The sequence below is a fragment of the Microtetraspora niveoalba genome, from assembly GCF_001570405.1.
Lineage (GTDB): Bacteria > Actinomycetota > Actinomycetes > Streptosporangiales > Streptosporangiaceae > Microtetraspora > Microtetraspora niveoalba.
Genome location: NZ_BBYM01000087.1, coordinates 1 through 1,421, shown reverse-complemented (window position 1 = coordinate 1,421; position 1,421 = coordinate 1). Strand labels below are relative to the sequence as shown.

Below are 1,421 nucleotides of genomic sequence, written 5' to 3'. Positions count from 1 at the left end.
CGTTCGACGAACCGCAGGTTCCGATCGTGTCGAACCTGACCGGGACGCTCGCCGAACCAGGGCTGCTCACCTCCCCGGCCTATTGGGTGCGGCAGGTGCGGGAGGCGGTGCGCTTCGCCGACGGCGTCGGGTGTCTGGGCGAGCGGGGTGTGTCCCGGTATGTGGAGCTGGGTCCGGACGGTGTGCTCTGCGCGCTGGCCCAGCAGACGCTCGACGGGGTGTTCGCGCCGGTGCTGCACCGCGATGAAGCGGAGACGGCGCCGGCCCAGCAGACGCTCGACGGAGTGTTCGCGCCGGTGATGCGCCGGGATGAAGCGGAAGTGCTGAGCCAGGCTGAAGCGGAAGTGCTGAGCCAGGCTGAAGCGGGAGTGCTGCGCCGGGATAAGGCGGAAACGGCGCCGGCCCAGCAGTCCGTCGAGGCGGTGTTCGCGCCGCTACTGCGCCGCGACCGGGACGACACCGAAACGGCACTGATGGCGCTGGGCCGGTTGTGGGCGGCCGGCGTCGACGTCGACTGGCGGGCCGTGTTGCCGGGCGGTCGTCGGGTCGAGTTGCCGACGTACGTGTTCCAGCGGGAACGGTTCTGGCCGAAGCCGAGGGCGACGCGAGCGGTGCTGCCGGGTGATGTGGTGGAGTCCCGGTTCTGGGAGGCGGTCGAGCGCGAGGACCTGGAGGAGCTGGCCGGGACGCTGAGCCTCGGTGACCGGGCCCAGGTGCTGGGCGAGGTGTTGCCCGCGTTGTCGTCGTGGCGCAGACAGCGCCGACAGGAATCGGTGCTCGACACCTGGCGCTACCAGATCGACTGGAAGCCCGTGGCGGTGACCGAGGGTGAGCTCGACGGCTCCTGGCTGGTGGTCGTCCCGGAGAATGTCGACGAGGAGCTGGCCGAAGGCGTGCGCGCGGCGATCCGCGGCGCCGGCGCCGGAGTCGTCGACATCATCCTCGGGGATTCGGAACTCGACCGGGCCTCGGTCACCGCCCACATCCAGGACGCGATGAACGGTGTGCCCGACCTGGCCGGGACCGTGTTGCTCGCCGCGGTAGACCATCCGAACGGCGATTCCGCGGTGCCGTACGTGGTGGCGGCGGCCCTGGTAGTGCTGCAGGCCCTGGGCGACGCGGACCTGAAGGCGCCGCTGTGGACGCTGACCCACGGCGCCGTCCAGGCGGGCCCCGGCGACACGCTGACCAGCCCGGCCCAGGCGCAGGTGTGGGGCCTCGGCCGGGTCGCCGCCCTGGAACACCCGCAGCGGTGGGGCGGCCTGATCGACCTGCCGCCCACGGTGGACGCGTCGGTCGCGCCGGTGCTGGCAGGGGTGCTCGGCGGCACGATCGGGGAGGACCAGGTCGCGGTGCGCGGCCCCGGCGCCGTGCTCGCCCGCCGCCTCGTCCGCGCCGTCGAGAGCGGCGTCAACGAGGCG

Annotated in this window: 1 protein-coding gene; it reads left to right on the top strand. The window is 72.7% G+C overall.

What is annotated here, in order from left to right:
• Positions 1 to 26: 26 nt before the first annotated feature.
• The coding region (locus tag AWQ70_RS37095) for a SpnB-like Rossmann fold domain-containing protein (RefSeq protein WP_505796289.1) at positions 27 to 1,421 on the top strand (1,395 nt) is incomplete at its 3' end.